The sequence below is a fragment of the Stenotrophomonas acidaminiphila genome, from assembly GCF_001431595.1.
In the GTDB taxonomy this organism is placed as follows: Bacteria; Pseudomonadota; Gammaproteobacteria; order Xanthomonadales; family Xanthomonadaceae; genus Stenotrophomonas; species Stenotrophomonas acidaminiphila.
This window is the reverse complement of sequence record NZ_LDJO01000011.1, coordinates 1-15,217: the sequence shown is the minus strand read 5'-3', so window position 1 is coordinate 15,217 and position 15,217 is coordinate 1. Positions and strand designations below refer to the sequence as shown.

At 70.6% G+C, this 15,217-nt stretch carries 14 protein-coding genes; all 14 read left to right on the top strand.

All coding sequences use genetic code 11. From position 1 onward, the window contains the following. Window positions 1-247, top strand: a 247-nt coding sequence (locus ABB33_RS02660) for a flagellar biosynthetic protein FliQ (RefSeq protein WP_248842442.1), incomplete at its 5' end; no start/stop codon positions are given. 8 nt (window positions 248-255) lie between these two features. Then, a complete protein-coding gene (fliR, locus tag ABB33_RS02655) occupies window positions 256-1,047 on the top strand; it encodes a flagellar biosynthetic protein FliR (protein ID WP_054665840.1) in 792 nt (263 codons plus the stop codon). Window positions 1,048-1,202: 155 nt separating this feature from the next. Continuing rightward, the gene (locus ABB33_RS02650) at window positions 1,203-3,287 is read left to right on the top strand and encodes a putative bifunctional diguanylate cyclase/phosphodiesterase (protein WP_056931046.1); all 2,085 of its coding nucleotides are present in this window, start codon (window positions 1,203-1,205) and stop codon (window positions 3,285-3,287) included. Window positions 3,288-3,415: 128 nt separating this feature from the next. Further along, entirely contained in the window at window positions 3,416-4,546 is a 1,131-nt protein-coding gene (gene flhB / locus ABB33_RS02645) for a flagellar biosynthesis protein FlhB (protein WP_056931045.1), read from the top strand. Further along, window positions 4,543-6,651, top strand: coding sequence for a flagellar biosynthesis protein FlhA (flhA, locus tag ABB33_RS02640; RefSeq protein ID WP_054665851.1), 2,109 nt, complete (start codon window positions 4,543-4,545; stop codon window positions 6,649-6,651). Before flhB ends, flhA begins: the two co-directional genes overlap by 4 nt. Window positions 6,652-6,814: 163 nt before the next feature. Then, the gene (gene flhF, locus ABB33_RS02635; protein ID WP_056931044.1) at window positions 6,815-8,545 is read left to right on the top strand and encodes a flagellar biosynthesis GTPase FlhF; all 1,731 of its coding nucleotides are present in this window, start codon (window positions 6,815-6,817) and stop codon (window positions 8,543-8,545) included. Next, the gene (locus ABB33_RS02630) at window positions 8,532-9,416 is read left to right on the top strand and encodes a MinD/ParA family ATP-binding protein (protein ID WP_054665860.1); all 885 of its coding nucleotides are present in this window, start codon (window positions 8,532-8,534) and stop codon (window positions 9,414-9,416) included. The genes flhF and ABB33_RS02630 overlap by 14 nt, the downstream gene beginning before the upstream one ends. After that, window positions 9,413-10,159 carry an RNA polymerase sigma factor FliA gene (locus ABB33_RS02625; RefSeq protein WP_054665863.1) on the top strand — a complete coding sequence of 249 codons (747 nt, stop codon included), beginning with the start codon at window positions 9,413-9,415 and terminating at the stop codon, window positions 10,157-10,159. The genes ABB33_RS02630 and ABB33_RS02625 overlap by 4 nt, the downstream gene beginning before the upstream one ends. Before the next feature lie 13 nt (window positions 10,160-10,172). After that, complete coding sequence (gene cheY / locus ABB33_RS02620) at window positions 10,173-10,565, top strand: chemotaxis response regulator CheY (protein ID WP_054665867.1); 393 nt, start codon at window positions 10,173-10,175, stop codon at window positions 10,563-10,565. Further along, entirely contained in the window at window positions 10,565-11,188 is a 624-nt protein-coding gene (locus ABB33_RS02615; RefSeq protein ID WP_054665870.1) for a protein phosphatase CheZ, read from the top strand. The genes cheY and ABB33_RS02615 overlap by 1 nt, the downstream gene beginning before the upstream one ends. 4 nt (window positions 11,189-11,192) lie before the next feature. Further along, window positions 11,193-13,193: a chemotaxis protein CheA gene (locus ABB33_RS02610; protein WP_056931043.1), complete on the top strand. Its 2,001-nt coding sequence runs from the start codon at window positions 11,193-11,195 to the stop codon at window positions 13,191-13,193. A 143-nt stretch (window positions 13,194-13,336) separates the two neighbouring features. After that, on the top strand, window positions 13,337-14,077 hold the full coding sequence (locus ABB33_RS02605) for a flagellar motor protein (RefSeq protein ID WP_054665876.1): 741 nt from the start codon (window positions 13,337-13,339) through the stop codon (window positions 14,075-14,077). A gap of 3 nt (window positions 14,078-14,080) precedes the next feature. Continuing rightward, the gene (motD, locus tag ABB33_RS02600; protein WP_054665879.1) at window positions 14,081-15,034 is read left to right on the top strand and encodes a flagellar motor protein MotD; all 954 of its coding nucleotides are present in this window, start codon (window positions 14,081-14,083) and stop codon (window positions 15,032-15,034) included. Then, on the top strand, window positions 15,034-15,217 hold a 184-nt coding region (locus tag ABB33_RS02595; protein ID WP_152984935.1), incomplete at its 3' end, for a ParA family protein. The genes motD and ABB33_RS02595, both read left to right, overlap by 1 nt.

Below are 15,217 nucleotides of genomic sequence, written 5' to 3'. Positions count from 1 at the left end.
TGAGCTGGGTGGCGGCCTGGTCGCCACCCTCTGGATCGCCGGACCGCTGCTGGTCGTGGTGCTGGTGGTCGGCGTGGTCATCGGCATCATCCAGGCCGCCACCCAGCTCAACGAGCCGACCATCGCCTTCATCGCCAAGGCCGCGGCGCTGACCGCGGCGCTGTTCGCGCTGGGCAGCCTGCTGCTCGGCCACCTGGTGGAATTCACCACCCTGCTGTTCCAGCGCATCCCGCACCTGATCGGCTAGGCGGCGCCATGGATCCGATCACCCGGATGATGATCGACGGCCAGCAGGCCTTCGCCATCATCGGCACCACGCTGTGGGTCATGCTGCGCATCGGCGCGATGCTGATGGCCATGCCGATGGTGGGCTCGCGCGCGGTACCGGCGCGGGTGCGGGCGCTGCTCGCCGTGGCGTTGTCGGTGGCGCTGGCACCGGTGCTGCCGCCGGTACCGGCGTGGAGCGGCTTCGACGCAGCCACGGTACTGGGCATCGCCCGCGAGCTGGCGGTCGGGGTGAGCATCGGCTTCCTGCTGCGGCTGATCTTCGAGGCCGGCGCGATGGCCGGCGAACTGGTCGCGCAGGGCACGGGCCTGGCATTCGCACAGATGAGCGACCCGCTGCGCGGCGGCAGCTCCGGCGTGGTCGGGCAATGGTTCTACCTGCTGTTCGGGCTGCTGTTCTTCACCAGCAACGGCCACCTGGCGCTGATCTCGCTGCTGGTGGACAGCTACCGGGCATTGCCGATCGGTACCGCGCTGCCTGACCCGCACGCGATGGCCGCACTGGCCCCGACCCTGTTCCTGCAGGTGTTCCGCGGCGCGTTGACCCTGGCGCTGCCGCTGGTGGTGGCGATGCTGGCGGTGAACCTGGCCTTCGGCGTACTGGCGCGGGCCGCACCTGCCCTGCACCCGATGCAGCTGGGCCTGCCGGTATCGCTGCTGCTGGGGTTGATCCTGCTGGCGCTGCTGGCCGGGGAAATGGCGATGCCGGTGCAGCGCCTGCTCGACAGCGCGTTCGAGGCCGCACGGCAAGTGACGGGGTGAGCCGGCAGCGCGCCGGCGGTCGCATTCAGCACCTGCCCGCTTGCCTGCCGCGCGCCGGGCCGGGATAGTCTGGAACCCGTGCCGGCATGGATTCGGCCGGCATCCACGGAAGCGTGGCACGCTCAACGTGCCACCGGGCGCAGAGGGAGGGTGCCATGCTTGCAGGAAGCTACAACCCGTTGCTGGTCGTGCTGTCGGTTCTGGTCGCGGTGCTCGCTTCGTTCACCGCGCTGGACATGGCGGCGCGGGTATCGGCCTCGCGCCATCGCGGCGCGGCCACCGGCTGGCTGCTGGCGGGCGCCGTCGCCATGGGCACCGGCATCTGGTCGATGCACTTCGTCGGCATGCTCGCCTTCCGCCTGCCGATCCCGCTCGGCTATGCCTTCTGGCCCACCTTCGAATCGCTGCTGGTCGCCATCGCCACCTCGCTGTTCGCGCTGTGGCTGGTGTCCCGCCCCACCCTGTCGTACACGCGGCTGGCATTGGGCGCGCTGCTCATGGGCCTGGGCATCGCCTGGATGCATTACGTCGGGATGGCTGCGCTGCGCATGCGCCCGGCCATCGACTACGTACCGTCGCGGGTCGCGCTTTCCATCCTGATCGCGGTGCTCGCCTCGTGGGCGGCGCTGCACATCGCCTTGCGCATGCGCGCGCGGCAAGGCGCGTTGCCGCAGCGCGTGGCCGCCGCCGTGGTGATGGGCCTGGCCATCGTCGGCATGCACTACACCGGCATGGCCGCGGCACGGTTTCCCTCCGGCTCGGTGTGCGCCGCGGCCGCCGGCGGCGGGATCGGCGTGGAATGGCTGGCGGCCTGCGTGGTGCTGCTGACCGTGGCGATGATGGCGGTGGTGCTGGTCATCCCGCTGTTCGAGCAACGCACGCAGGCGCGCGTGCTGCAGCGACGCAACTCGACGCTTTCGGCCTCGCTGGACGATGCGCGCAAGGAGCTGTTCCATGCCAGCCGCCACGATTCGCTGACCGGCCTGCCCAACCGCCAGCTCTCGCACGAGCGCATCGACCAGCTGCTGCAGCACTGCCACGCGGCCCGGCTCGCATGCGCGGTGATGGCGCTGGACCTGGATGAGTTCCGCCACATCAACAGCGCGTTCGGCGCACAGGCCGGCGACGCGGTGATGGTCGACGTGGCCGAGCAGCTGCGCCGGCTGCTGCCCGACGATGGCCTGGTCGGCCGCCTGGGCGGCGACAAGTACGTCATCGCGCTGCCGCTGGCCGACGATGCCGGCGCCACACCGTTGGCCGAGCGCATCGTCGTCGCGCTCGGCGCGGTGCGCGTGGACGGGCGCGACATGCGCGTCACCGCCAGCCTGGGGGTGGCGCTGTACCCGGCCCATGGCACCACGGCCGCACCGCTGGTGGCGCATGCCGAGATCGCCACCAGCCACGCCAAGCTGGCCGGCCGCAACACCCACGCCCGGTTCGCCGAATGGATGAGCGCCGACGCCGAACAGGACCGGCGCCTGCTGCAGGACCTGCGCCAGGCCGTCGGCACGCCGCAGCTGGGCCTGCACTACCAGCCGCGGGTGCACGCCGAAAGCGGGCTGGTCACCGGCGCCGAGGCGCTGCTGCGCTGGCGCCATCCCGTGCACGGGCCGGTACCCAGCGGGCGCATCATCCGCCTGGCCGAACAGAACGGGCTGATGGAGGGGATCGGCCAATGGGTGCTGGACGAGGCGTGCCGGCAGATGCGCAGCTGGCACGACGCCGGCCATTCCGGCTGGCAGGTGTCAGTGAACCTGTCGGGGTTGCAGCTCGGTTCGCCGGACCTTGTCGAACAGGTGCGCCAGGTCCTGCAGCGCCATGAACTGGAGCCGTCGCGACTGGTGCTGGAGGTCAGCGAGAACGCGGTGACCCGCGATGCCGAAGCCGCCGTGGCCGTGCTGCGCGCCATCGCCGCCCTGGGCGTGGGCATTTCCATAGACGACTTCGGCACCGGCTTCTCCAGCCTGCTGCAGTTGCGCCGGCTCCCGGCTACGGAGATCAAGATCGACCGCGCCTTCGTGATGGCGCTGGAAGACAGCGACGAGGACGTGGTGGTGGTCGCGGCGATCGTGGCGCTGGGCCACGCCCTGAACATGGAGGTGGTGGCCAAGGGCATCGAGACCCCGGGCCAGCGCACCTACGCCGAACGCCTGGGCTGCGACCACCTGCAGGGCTACCAGCTGGGGCGGCCGGTCGGCCCGGAGAGCTTCATGCGCCTGTACGGTGGCGGCGGCCTGTGACCCGCGACGCCTGACGCGACGGTACCCGGGACCGGCCAGGCCACCGCCTGCCCCGGCGGACACGCGCCGCCACGGCGCTGGCCCGGTTCTTGCACGACCCAGGCCGGATCCAGTACCCGCGCCAGGCCATGGCTGAGAACGAAGACGGCACCGAAAAAACCGAACAACCTACCGGCAAACGGCTGCGCGACGCCCGCGAGAAGGGCGACATACCGCGTTCGCGCGAACTGGCCACCGCCGCGGTGTTCGGTGCCGGGGTGATCGCCGTCGCTACCCTGTCCGGGGTGATCGGCGGCAATGCACGCGCCTGGATGCGGACGGCGCTGTCCCCGGAGCCGGGCCTGTTCCAGACCCCCGACGCGCTGTTCGGCCATGCCGGGATGCTGTTGCTGCGGCTGATGCTGGCGACCTGGCCGCTGCTGCTGGCGTGCCTGCTCGCCAGTTTCGTCTCGCCGCTGATCATGGGCGGGCTGCGGGTGTCGTCCAAGGCGCTCATGCCCGACCTGAACCGTATGAACCCGATGTCCGGGCTCAAGCGCATCTACGGCATGCAGTCGCTGGCGGAACTGGCCAAGTCGCTGCTGCGCATGCTGTTCGTCGGCACCGCCGCCGGGCTGTGCATCTGGCACGGCTTCGACGCCCTGCGCACCCTGCCGCAGATGCCGCTGGAACGGGCGGTGCTCGACGGGCTGGGCTTCACCCTGCGGCTGCTGCTGGCCACGGCCGGGGCGCTGCTGCTGCTGGCCGCGATCGATGCGCCGTACCAGCACTGGAACTGGCTGCGCAAGCTGAAGATGACCCGCGACGAGGTCCGCCGCGAGATGAAGGAAAGCGAGGGCAGCCCCGAGGTCAAGGGCCGCATCCGCCAGATGCAGATGCAGTTGTCGCAGCGGCGGATGATGGAGGCCGTTCCCGGTGCCGACGTGGTCGTGGTCAACCCGACCCACTACGCGGTGGCGCTCAAGTACGAGGCCGGACGCATGAACGCGCCGACCGTGGTGGCCCGCGGCGTGGACGAGCTGGCCCTGCGGATCCGCCAGGTCGCCGACGGCAACCACGTGGCCATCGTCTCGGCACCGCCGCTGGCACGCGCCTTGTATAGGGAAAGCCAACTCGGCAAGGAAATCCCCGTGAGACTGTATTCGGCCGTCGCCCAGATCCTGTCCTACGTCTACCAGCTGCGCACCTGGCGCGGCGGGCCGATGCCGCAGCAGCCGGCCATCGACATCGACGAGTTCGGCAAGGGGGCCCGCCCATGAGCGCCCAGCCCATGCCCGCCACCGCGCGCCGCCTGCTCGACGCGATCCGCCAGGGATTCGGCGCGCCGCTGATCGTCCTGGCGCTGCTGGCGATGGTGGTGGTGCCGCTGGCCGCACCGGTGCTGGACGCGCTGTTCACCTTCAACATCGCCATCTCGCTGATGGTGCTGCTGGCGGTGGTGTACGTGAAGCGGCCGCTGGACTTCACCATCTTCCCGATTGTGCTGCTGGTCACCACCATGCTGCGGCTGGCGCTGAACGTGGCCTCCACCCGCGTCATCCTGCTCAACGGCCAGAACGGCCACGAGGCGGCGGGCAAGGTCATCGCCTCGTTCGGCGAGTTCGTGATCGGCGGCAACTACGCGGTCGGCATCGTGGTGTTCGCGATCCTGACCATCATCAACTTCGTGGTCATCACCAAGGGCGCCGGACGCGTGTCGGAAGTGACCGCGCGCTTCATCCTCGACGCCATGCCCGGCAAGCAGATGGCGATCGACGCCGACCTCAACGCCGGCCTGCTGACCCGCGAGGAAGCCAAGGCGCGGCGCGAGGAAGTACGCGAGGAAGCCGATTTCTACGGTGCGATGGACGGCGCCAGCAAGTTCATCCGCGGCGATGCCATCGCCGGCATCCTGATCCTGTTCATCAACCTGCTCGGCGGCCTGGCGGTCGGCGTGCTGCAGCATGGCATGCCGTTCGCCGACGCGGCCTCCACCTACACCCTGCTGTCCATCGGCGACGGCCTGGTGGCGCAGCTTCCGGCACTGCTGGTGTCCAGTGCGGTGGCGATGCTGGTCACGCGCGCCTCGCGTGCGCAGGACATGAGCCAGGCCATGATGGGCCAGGTGTTCGGCCAGTACCGGGCGCTGGCCATCGCCGCGGCCATCATCGGCCTGGTCGGACTGGTCCCGGGCATGCCCAACGTGGCGTTCCTGGTGCTGGCGTCGATCCTCGGCTTCCTGGCCTGGAAGCTGTGGAAGCGCGACACGGCCGCCGCCGCGGCCGCCGGCGCCGAGGCCGGCGCGGCCACCGCCGGCGAGATCCCCGGCCTGCTCGGCGCACAGCCGGCGCCGACCGCCGAACTGAGCTGGGACGAACTGCGCCCGGTCGACCCGCTGGGGCTGGAGGTCGGTTACCGGCTGATCCCGCTGGTGGACAAGGCCCAGGGCGGCGAACTGATGGCACGCATCAAGGGCGTGCGCCGCAAACTCACCCAGGACGTGGGCTTCCTGATCCCGTCGGTGCACATCCGCGACAACCTCGAGCTGGCCCCCACCACCTACCGGGTGCTGATCCACGGCGTGCCGGTCGCCAGCGCCGAGATCCATCCCGACCGCGAGCTGGCGCTGGACCCCGGCAGCGCGATGGGCCAGCTGGACGGCATTCCCGGCAAGGACCCGGCCTTCGGCCTGGACGCCACCTGGATCCAGCCGCACCAGCGCGCCCATGCCGAGTCGCTGGGCTACACCGTGGTCGATCCGGCCACGGTGGTCGCCACCCACCTGTCGCACCTGATCCGCGAGCACGCGCCGGAACTGCTGGGCCACGAGGAAGTGCAGCAGCTGCTGGCGACCCTGGCCAAGAGCGCGCCCAAGCTGGTCGAGGACCTGACCCCCAAGGCGCTGCCGATCTCGGTGGTGGCGCGGGTGCTGCAGAACCTGCTGATCGAGCGCATCCCGATCCGCCAGCTGCGCAAGATCGCCGAGGCGCTGGTCGAGAACGCCCCGCTCAGCCAGGACCCGACCGCGCTGACCGTGGCGGTGCGCAACGCGCTGGGCCGGTTCATCGTGCAGGAGATCGCCGGCATGTCGCCGGAACTGCCGGTGTTCACCCTGAACCCGCAACTGGAACGGGTCTTGCAGGAATCCACGCAGGGCAACGGTGCCGCGCTGGAACCCGGTCTCGCCGAGCGCCTCCACCAGAGTCTTGCCGAATGTGTCGGCAAGCAGGAGGCGCGGAACGAGCCGGCCGTGGTGCTGGTACCGGGCCCGGTCCGCGCCGCCCTCGCGCGGATGGTCCGCCACAGCGTCCCCTCGCTGTCGGTGCTGGCCTACAGCGAGGTACCGGAAGACAAGCGCCTGAAGCTGGTCGGCACGATCAGCTGAGGACAGCCTGGAAACCGGCGGCGGCGCAGGACGACGTCAAAGAACGGACACCTGGCCGGCCACCGCCACACACGAAGGACGAGGAGCACGCACCGCCATGCACGACACCGCCAACGCCACTGCTCCCGCGTCGCACCCGCACACGAATTCCCGGTACTCCAGCATGAAGATCAAACGTTTCGTCGCCGCCGACATGCGCACCGCCATGAACCTGGTGCGCAAGGAACATGGCCCCGACGCCGTCATCCTGTCCAATCGCCGGATCGAGGAAGGCGTCGAGATCGTGGCGGCCGCCCACTACGACGAAAGCGTCGTGCAGCGCGCCCTGGAAGCCGCCCGCCCGGCACCGCCGCCGGCGCCCAAGCCGCGCAGCGCCGCCGAGGCGATCATCGCCGCGGTGACCCGCCGCAAGACCCCGGAGCCGGAACCGGTGGTGGCCACCGCCTCGGCCGTTGCCGCCCTCGCCCGCTCGGCGGTCGGCGCCACCGGCCGCTCCATCGACAGCAGCATCGAGCTGGCCCCGGGCAGCCGCTTCTCGTCGCTGCTCAAGCCGCAGCCTGCTCCTGTCCCCGCTCGTGTCCACGCCCCTGCCCCCGCTGTCGCACGCCAGCCCGGGCTGCCGGAGCAGATCTTCGCGACCTTCCCGGCGGTACCGGACGATGCGCCGGTGGTGCCGGCGTTCCGTCCGGAGGGCTTCGCCGTCGCCGCACCGGCACCCGTGCCGGCTCCGGCCGCCGGCAACCGCGCCCACTTCGCGATCGATCCGCCATCCGAGGCACCGGTCGTCCCGCAGGTCACCGCGCCAAGCGCACGGATCGAAGCGGCCATCGCCCCGCCGGCCATGGTCGATGCCCTCGTACCGGCCGCGCCGGCCGAACCGGCAGTGCCCGTTCCCGTCCCGGCCACCACCGTCAATGTTCCGGCGCCTGCCGCCGAAGCCGCCATCGCCGCGCCCGTACTGAGCGTGGTGGCCGCGATGCCGCGCGACGACCGCCAGCTGGCCGAGCTGCGCCAGGAAGTGGCCGGCATGCGCCAGCTGATCGAGCGCGAAATGAACCGCTTCACCGACGAACGCCTGCGTGGCAGCCCGGTGCGCGCCAACGCCCTGGACCTGATGGACGAGTACGGCTTCGACGCCGGCCTGGCCCGCGACGTGGCGGTGCAGATGCCGGCCGATATCGACCCGGCGCGCGCCCGCGGGCTGATGCTGGGCCTGATCTCGAAGAAACTGCCGATCGCCCCGGTCGACCCGATCGAGGCCGGCGGGGTCATCGCCCTGGTCGGCCCGACCGGCGCCGGCAAGACCACCACCATCGCCAAGCTGGCCTCGCGCTTCGCCGAGGCCCACGCCGCCCGCGACGTGGCCCTGGTCACCACCGACACCCAGCGCATCGGCGCCCGCGAGCAGCTGTACGGCTTCGGCCGCCAGCTCGGCATCGCCGTGCACGAAGCCAGCAGCGGCACCAACCTCAACCAGCTGCTGGAGCGCCTGGCCGACTACAAGCTGGTGCTGATCGACACCGCCGGACTGGGCCAGCGCGACCGCGCCCTGACCGCGCAGCTGCAGTGGCTGCGCGCCGCCGGCCAGATCCGCACCCTGCTGGTGCTGCCGGCCAACACCAGCTTCCAGGACATGGACGAGGTGGTGCGCCGCTTCGGCGCGGCCAACCCGCAGGGCCTGGTGCTGACCAAGCTGGACGAGACCGGCCGCTTCGGCTCGGCCCTTTCGGTGGCCGTGGACCACCGCCTGCCGATCACCTGGGTGACCGACGGGCAGGACGTGCCGGAAGACCTGCACCGCGCCTCGGCGGCCAATCTGGTGCTTCGCCTTGAAGATTTGCGCCGCGCGGCCGATATGCCCTGCAACCCGGAGTTGAACCATGCCGTCGCGTGAGTACGCCAAGCTGACCAATGCCTTCCCGCTGTCGGCCACCCGCCGCCAGCCCGCCGGCCCCGTGCGCACCATCGCGGTGACCGGTGGCAAGGGCGGCGTGGGCAAGACCAACGTCTCGGCCAACCTGGCCGTGGCGCTGGCCGGCATGGGCAAGCGCACGCTGCTGCTGGACGCCGACCTCGGCCTGGCCAACATCGACGTCATCCTCGGCCTGCAGCCCAAGCACACCCTGGCCGACCTGGTCGCCGGGCGCTGCACGCTGGAGGACGTCATCATCGAAGGCCCCGACGGCCTGCTGGTGGTGCCGGCCGCGTCCGGCCGCCGGCACATGGCCGAACTGCAGCCGGCCGAGCACGTCGGCCTGGTCAACGTGTTCTCCGAGCTGGAACGCGACCTGGACGTGATGATCATCGACACCGCCGCCGGCATCACCGACAGCGTGTTGACCTTCTGCCAGGCCGCGCAGGACACCGTGGTGGTGGTCTGCGACGAGCCGGCCTCGATCACCGACGCCTACGCGCTGATCAAGGTGCTCTCGCGCGAGCGCGGGGTGGACCGCATCCAGGTCGTGGCCAACATGGCCCGCGACCCCAACGAAGGCCGCATGCTGTACGAGAAGCTGGTGCGGGTGTGCGAGAAGTTCCTGGCCGACGTCTCGCTCAACTACCTGGGCTGCGTGCCGCAGGACGACTGGCTGCGCCTGTCGGTGCAGCGCCAGCAGCCGGTGGTCAAGCTGTACCCGTCGTCGCCGGCGGCGCTGGCGCTGCAGGAGATCGCCCGCCGCACCGCCCGCTGGCAGGCGCCGACCGAGCCGCGCGGCGGCGTCGAGTTCTTCCTGGAGCGCATCATCCAGCGCGGGGTGGCGACATGAACCCGGCCGCCCACTACCGCGAAGTCCAGCGCGCCAGCGCCAACGACTGCATCGCCCGCCATTCGGACCTGGTGCGGCGCATCGCCCACCACCTGGCGGCGCGCCTGCCGGCCAGCGTCGAGATCGACGACCTGATCCAGGCCGGCATGATGGGCCTGATCGAAGCCTCGCGCAGCTACGACGCCGAACAGGGCGCCTCGTTCGAGACCTACGCCTCGATCCGCATCCGCGGCTCGATGATCGACGAGATCCGCCGTGGCGACTGGGTGCCGCGCTCGGTGCATCGCCGCGCCCGTGACGCCGCCGCCACCATCCGCCGCATCGAGCAGAGCACCGGCCGTGCCGCCAGCGCGACCGAAGTGGCGCAGGCCATGGACATACCGCTGCCCGAGTACATGCGGCTGATCGAGGACGCCGCGCGCGGCCAGGTGCTGAGCCTGGAATCGCGGATCGAGGACCAGGGCGAACTGGACACGCCGGCCACCGGCGGCCCGACCCCGCAGCAGGTGCTCGAGCGCAGCCAGTTCGGCGAGGAGCTGGGCAAGGCCATCGGCCAGCTGCCCGAGCGCGAACAGCTGGTGCTGTCGCTGTACTACGAGCAGGAGCTGAACCTGAAGGAGATCGGCGCGGTGCTCGGGGTCAGCGAGTCGCGCGTGTGCCAGATCCACGGCCAAGCCATGCTGCGGCTGCGTGGCCGGTTGAAGATTTTCGAGGCGGCCGACGCCGGCCTCGTCGAACCATGAAGAGGAACACCCTTTGAACAAGAACATGCGGATCCTGATCGTCGACGACTTCTCGACCATGCGGCGCATCGTCAAGAACCTGCTGGGCGACCTGGGCTTCACCAACACCGCCGAAGCCGAGGACGGGCATGCCGCGCTGGCGCTGTTGAACAGCCAGCCGTTCGATTTCGTGGTCACCGACTGGAACATGCCGGTGATGACCGGCATCGAACTGCTCAAGGCGATCCGCGCCGATGCCAGGCTCAAGACCCTGCCGGTACTGATGGTCACCGCCGAGGCCAAGCGCGAGCAGATCATCGAGGCCGCGCAGTGCGGCGTGAACGGCTACATCATCAAGCCGTTCACCGCACAGACCCTGGAAGAGAAGCTGGGCAAGATCTTCGAGCGCCTGGCAGCGAGCGCCTGATGACCATGTCCAGCGGAACTCCGAGCGAGAAATCAGTCCTGGTGCAACACCTGCAGGACGCGCTGGCGGCGCTGGAAGGCGGCGACGAGAACGGTTGGCGCCGGGAAATCGACGCGCTGGCCGCGCTGCGCACGCAGCCGATGATGGCCGGGCTCGGGCGCCTTGCGCGCGAGCTGGGCCAGGCCCTGGGCGAGCTGCCGACGGTGCCGACCGAGGCCGGCGAGCTGGACGACGCCTGCGCGCGCCTGGACCACGTGGTGGAGATGACCGAAAAGGCCACCCACCGCACCCTGGACCTGGCCGAGCAGTGCCGCGAGCTGGTCACCGGGCTGCGCGAGGGCAGCGTGCCGGCGATCGAACACGAGCAGGCGCTGGAGCGCATTCGCCACAACCTGACCGAGATCGCCCTGACCCAGAGCTACCAGGACCTGACCGGCCAGATCATCCGCCGCGTGGTCGGCATCGTGCGCCGCGTGCACGAGGGCTTCGGCGCGCTGGGCCTGCCGCCACCGGAAGAGGAGGCACGCGGCCGCGGCCTCGCCGGCCCGGCGCTGGAAGGCATCGACCGCCACGCCGTCAGCCAGAACGACGCCGACGACCTGCTCTCCAACCTGGGGCTGTGATGCCATGAGCGCCTTCGCCGACGACATCGCCGCCGATTTCATCATCGAAGCCCAGGAAATCCTGGATCGCCTCGGCGAACAGCTGGTCGCCCTGGAGCAGTCGCCCCAGGACAACGACCAGCTCAACGCGGTGTTCCGCGGCTTCCACACGCTCAAGGGCGGCGCCGGTTTCCTGGGCATCAACGCCATGGTCGAGCTGTGCCACGCCGCCGAGGAAACCCTGGGCATGGCGCGCTCGGGCAAGGCGGTGTTGCAGGCGCACCACTTCGACGCCGCGCAGCAGTCGCTGGACTGGCTGCAGGCGATGCTCGACGCGGTGTCGGCCGGCACCGATCCGCAGCACGCGCCGCCGTCGCTGATCGCGCTGTTCGACGTCGATGCGGCACCGGCACCCGCGGCCCCGGTCGCGGCGGCCGCCCCGGTCGCGGCGCCAGCCGGCGACCTGATCACCGAGGACGAATTCGAGAGCCTGCTCGACCAGCTGCACGGCAGTGCCGCCCCCGGCACCCGTCCCGCCGCGGCCAGCGCCAGCCCGGCCGCCAGTGGCAAGGGCGACGACCTGATCACCGAGGACGAGTTCGAGAGCCTGCTCGACCAGCTGCATGGCGGCGCCGCGCCCGGCACCCGCCCCGTCGCGGCCAGCGCCACGCCGGTCGCCCCGGCCAGGGGCGGCGACGACCTGATCACCGAGGACGAGTTCGAAGCCCTGCTCGACACCCTGCATGCCGGCGCCGCTCCCGGCGCCCGTGCAATGCCGGCGGCCATGCCCGCCGCGGCACCGGCCCCGGCTCCCGTTCCGGCGGCACCTGCCCGCGCGGCTACGCCGGCGCCGGCCGCGGCCAAGGCCGCGGTCGAGCCGGAGCAGACCGTGCGCGTCGACACCAAGCGCCTGGATGCCATCGTCAACCTGATCGGCGAACTGGTGCTCTCGCGCAACCGCCTCAAGACCCTGCGCACGCGCTTGAAGGACGAAGAACTCGACCGCGCCGTGTCCACCCTGGACATCGCCACCGCGCGCCTGCAGTCGGCGGTGATGCGCACCCGCATGCAACCGGTGGGCAAGGTGTTCTCGCGCTTTCCCAAGGTCGCCCGCGACGTCGCCCGCAGCCTCAAGAAGGAAGTGGACCTGGAGCTGGTCGGCGCCGAGACCGAGCTCGACCGCAACCTGGTCGAGGCGCTGGCCGACCCGCTGGTGCACCTGGTCCGCAACGCCATCGACCACGGCGTGGAAATGCCCGACCTGCGCGAAGCGCAGGGCAAGCCGCGCATGGGCCGGGTACGGCTGTCGGCGCAGCAGGAAGGCGACTACGTCAGCATCGAAGTGCAGGACGACGGCGCCGGCATCGATCCCGAGCGGCTGCGCGCCAAGGCCCGCGAGAAGGGCCTGCTGGACCCGGAGGCGGCGGCACGGCTGAGCAGCGAGGAATGCCTGCACCTGGTGTTCCTGCCCGGCTTCTCGACCAAGCAGCAGGTCACCGACATTTCCGGCCGCGGCGTCGGCATGGACGTGGTGCAGTCGCGCATCCGCGAACTGAGCGGGCAGATCCAGATCCAGTCGGAACTGGGCCGCGGCAGCCGCTTCCTGATCCGCGTGCCGCTGACCCTGGCGATCCTGCCGACCCTGCTGGTGCAGGCCGGCGAGGACATCTACGCGCTGCCGCTGGCACGGGTGATGGAAGTGCTGCACGCGCCGCGCACCTCGCTGGGCTGGTTCGACGGCCGCGCCGTGCTCGATCGCAAGTCGCACACGCTGGCGCTGGTCGACCTGCGCCAGTGGCTGGACGTGGAGCCGACGCAGTCGACCCTGCTCACCATCGTGGTGCTGCAGATCGGCGAAGCCCGCTTCGGCCTGGTCGTGGACCAGGTGCGCGGCCGCGAGGAAGTGGTGATCAAGCCACTGCCCAAGGCGCTGCGCGGGCTGAAGGGCTATGCGGGCGCCACCCTGATCGGCGACGGCCGCATGGCGCTGATCCTGGACGTGGACGGGCTGCGCAGTCAGGAGTAAGCCCGCCTGCCCCGCCCGCGCCGGCACCGTTGCATGTGCGGCGGCCGCGCCCCGCGCCGCCGGGGCCCGCCCGGCGTCCCCCAGCGAAGTGACGACCCGTCCCCACCGTTCAAGTACCCCGCGCACACGCCGATATTCGTTAAATGGACAGACTCAGCATCATCGGACTCTTCCTCGCACTGGCCTCGCTGGTGGGCGGCAGCATACTCAAGGGAGCCGGACTGTCCTCGCTGTGGTCGCCGGCGGCATTCGTGATCGTCATCGTCGGCACCGTGGCGGCGATCCTGCTGCACACCTCGCCGGCGATCTTCCGCCATGCCTTCAGGATCGTGCGCTGGGTGGTGCAGCCGCCGCCCAGCGACCGCCAGGCACTGATCCGGCAGATCGTGGAGTGGAGCAACATCGCCCGCCGCCAGGGCCTGCTCGGGCTGGAGCCCCAGGTGGAGATGCAGGACGACCCGTTCCTGCGCAAGGGCCTGCAGCTGGTGGTGGACGGCGTCGAGCCCGACGCGATCCGGCACATGCTGGAAATCGAACTCAGCGGCCAGGAACACCGCGACCTGGCCGCGGCCAAGGTATTCGAGGGCATGGGCATCTACGCCCCGACCCTGGGCATCATCGGCGCGGTGCTGGGCCTGATCGCGGTGATGAAGAACCTGGCCGACCCGAGCAAGCTCGGCCATGGCATCGCCGCCGCGTTCACCGCCACCATCTACGGCATCGCCTCGGCCAACCTGCTGTTCCTGCCGGTCGCGGCCAAGCTCAAGAGCGTGATCGCGTACAACAGCCGCGAGCGCGAGATGATCATCGAAGGACTGATCGCCATCGCCCATGGCGAGAACCCGCGCAACATCGAAACCAGCCTGGCCGGCTTCGTGGGCTGAACCATGGCACGCCGCAAGTCCCACGAAGAGCACGCCAACCATGAGGCATGGGCCATCCCCTATGCCGACCTGATGACGCTGCTGCTGGCCTTCTTCGTGGTGATGTACGCCATTTCCTCGCTCAACGAGGGCAAGTACCGGGTGATGGCCGATGCCCTGACCACCGCCTTCGGCGGCGCGCCGCGCACCATCACCCAGGTCCAGGTCGGCCACCAGCAGCTGCAGGGCGGCGGCCACGACACACCGGCGGTGATCCGCGCACCGAGCATGACCGGCGGCGCGGTCTCCGACCCGACCCGGCTGCCGTCGATGGCATCGCAGATGACGCGCCCGGTATCGCTGCGCGACCGCGAGCAGCTGCAGCGCGCCGAACGCCAGCTGGGGCAGATCGCCGAGAAGCTGACCCGGGCGCTGGCACCGCTGGTCAACCAGGGCGTGATCACCGTGCGCCGCACCGAGCTGTGGATCGAGGTCGAGATCAACAGCGACATCCTGTTCGCCACCGGTTCGGCGGCACTGGACACCGAAGCGCGGCAGACCCTGGGCAAGCTGGCCGACGTGCTGCAGGACGTACCCAACGGCGTGCGCGTGGAAGGCCATACCGACAACATGCCGATCGCCACCGCGCAGTACCCGTCCAACTGGGAACTGTCTGCGGCACGCGCGGCCAGCGTGGTCCACCTGTTCGCCGACCATGGCGTGCAGCCGCAGCGGCTGGCGATGATGGGTTACGGCGAGTTCCGCCCGCGCGAGAGCAACGCGCAGGCCGAGGGCCGCAACCGCAACCGGCGGGTCATGGTCATCATCCTGGCCGACTCGGCCGCCAGCGCCGACGCGCTGGCCGACGGCGCGACCACGGTCGACGCCGCACAACCCACCCGCGATGCCGCCGGCGCCGAGGCGCCGGCGCGCACGTCCGGGCCGGCATTGCCGGCAGCAATAGAAGGAGTGCACTGATGCGTATCTGGGCCATTGCCAACCAGAAGGGCGGCGTCGGCAAGACCACCACGACACTGGCGCTGGGCCGCGGCCTGGCCGCGCTCGGCCAGCGCGTGCTGTTGATCGACCTCGATCCCCACGCCTCGCTGACCCGGGCCTTCGGCGTGCCGCTGGATCCGCCGCCGCAGGGCGTGCTGGAAC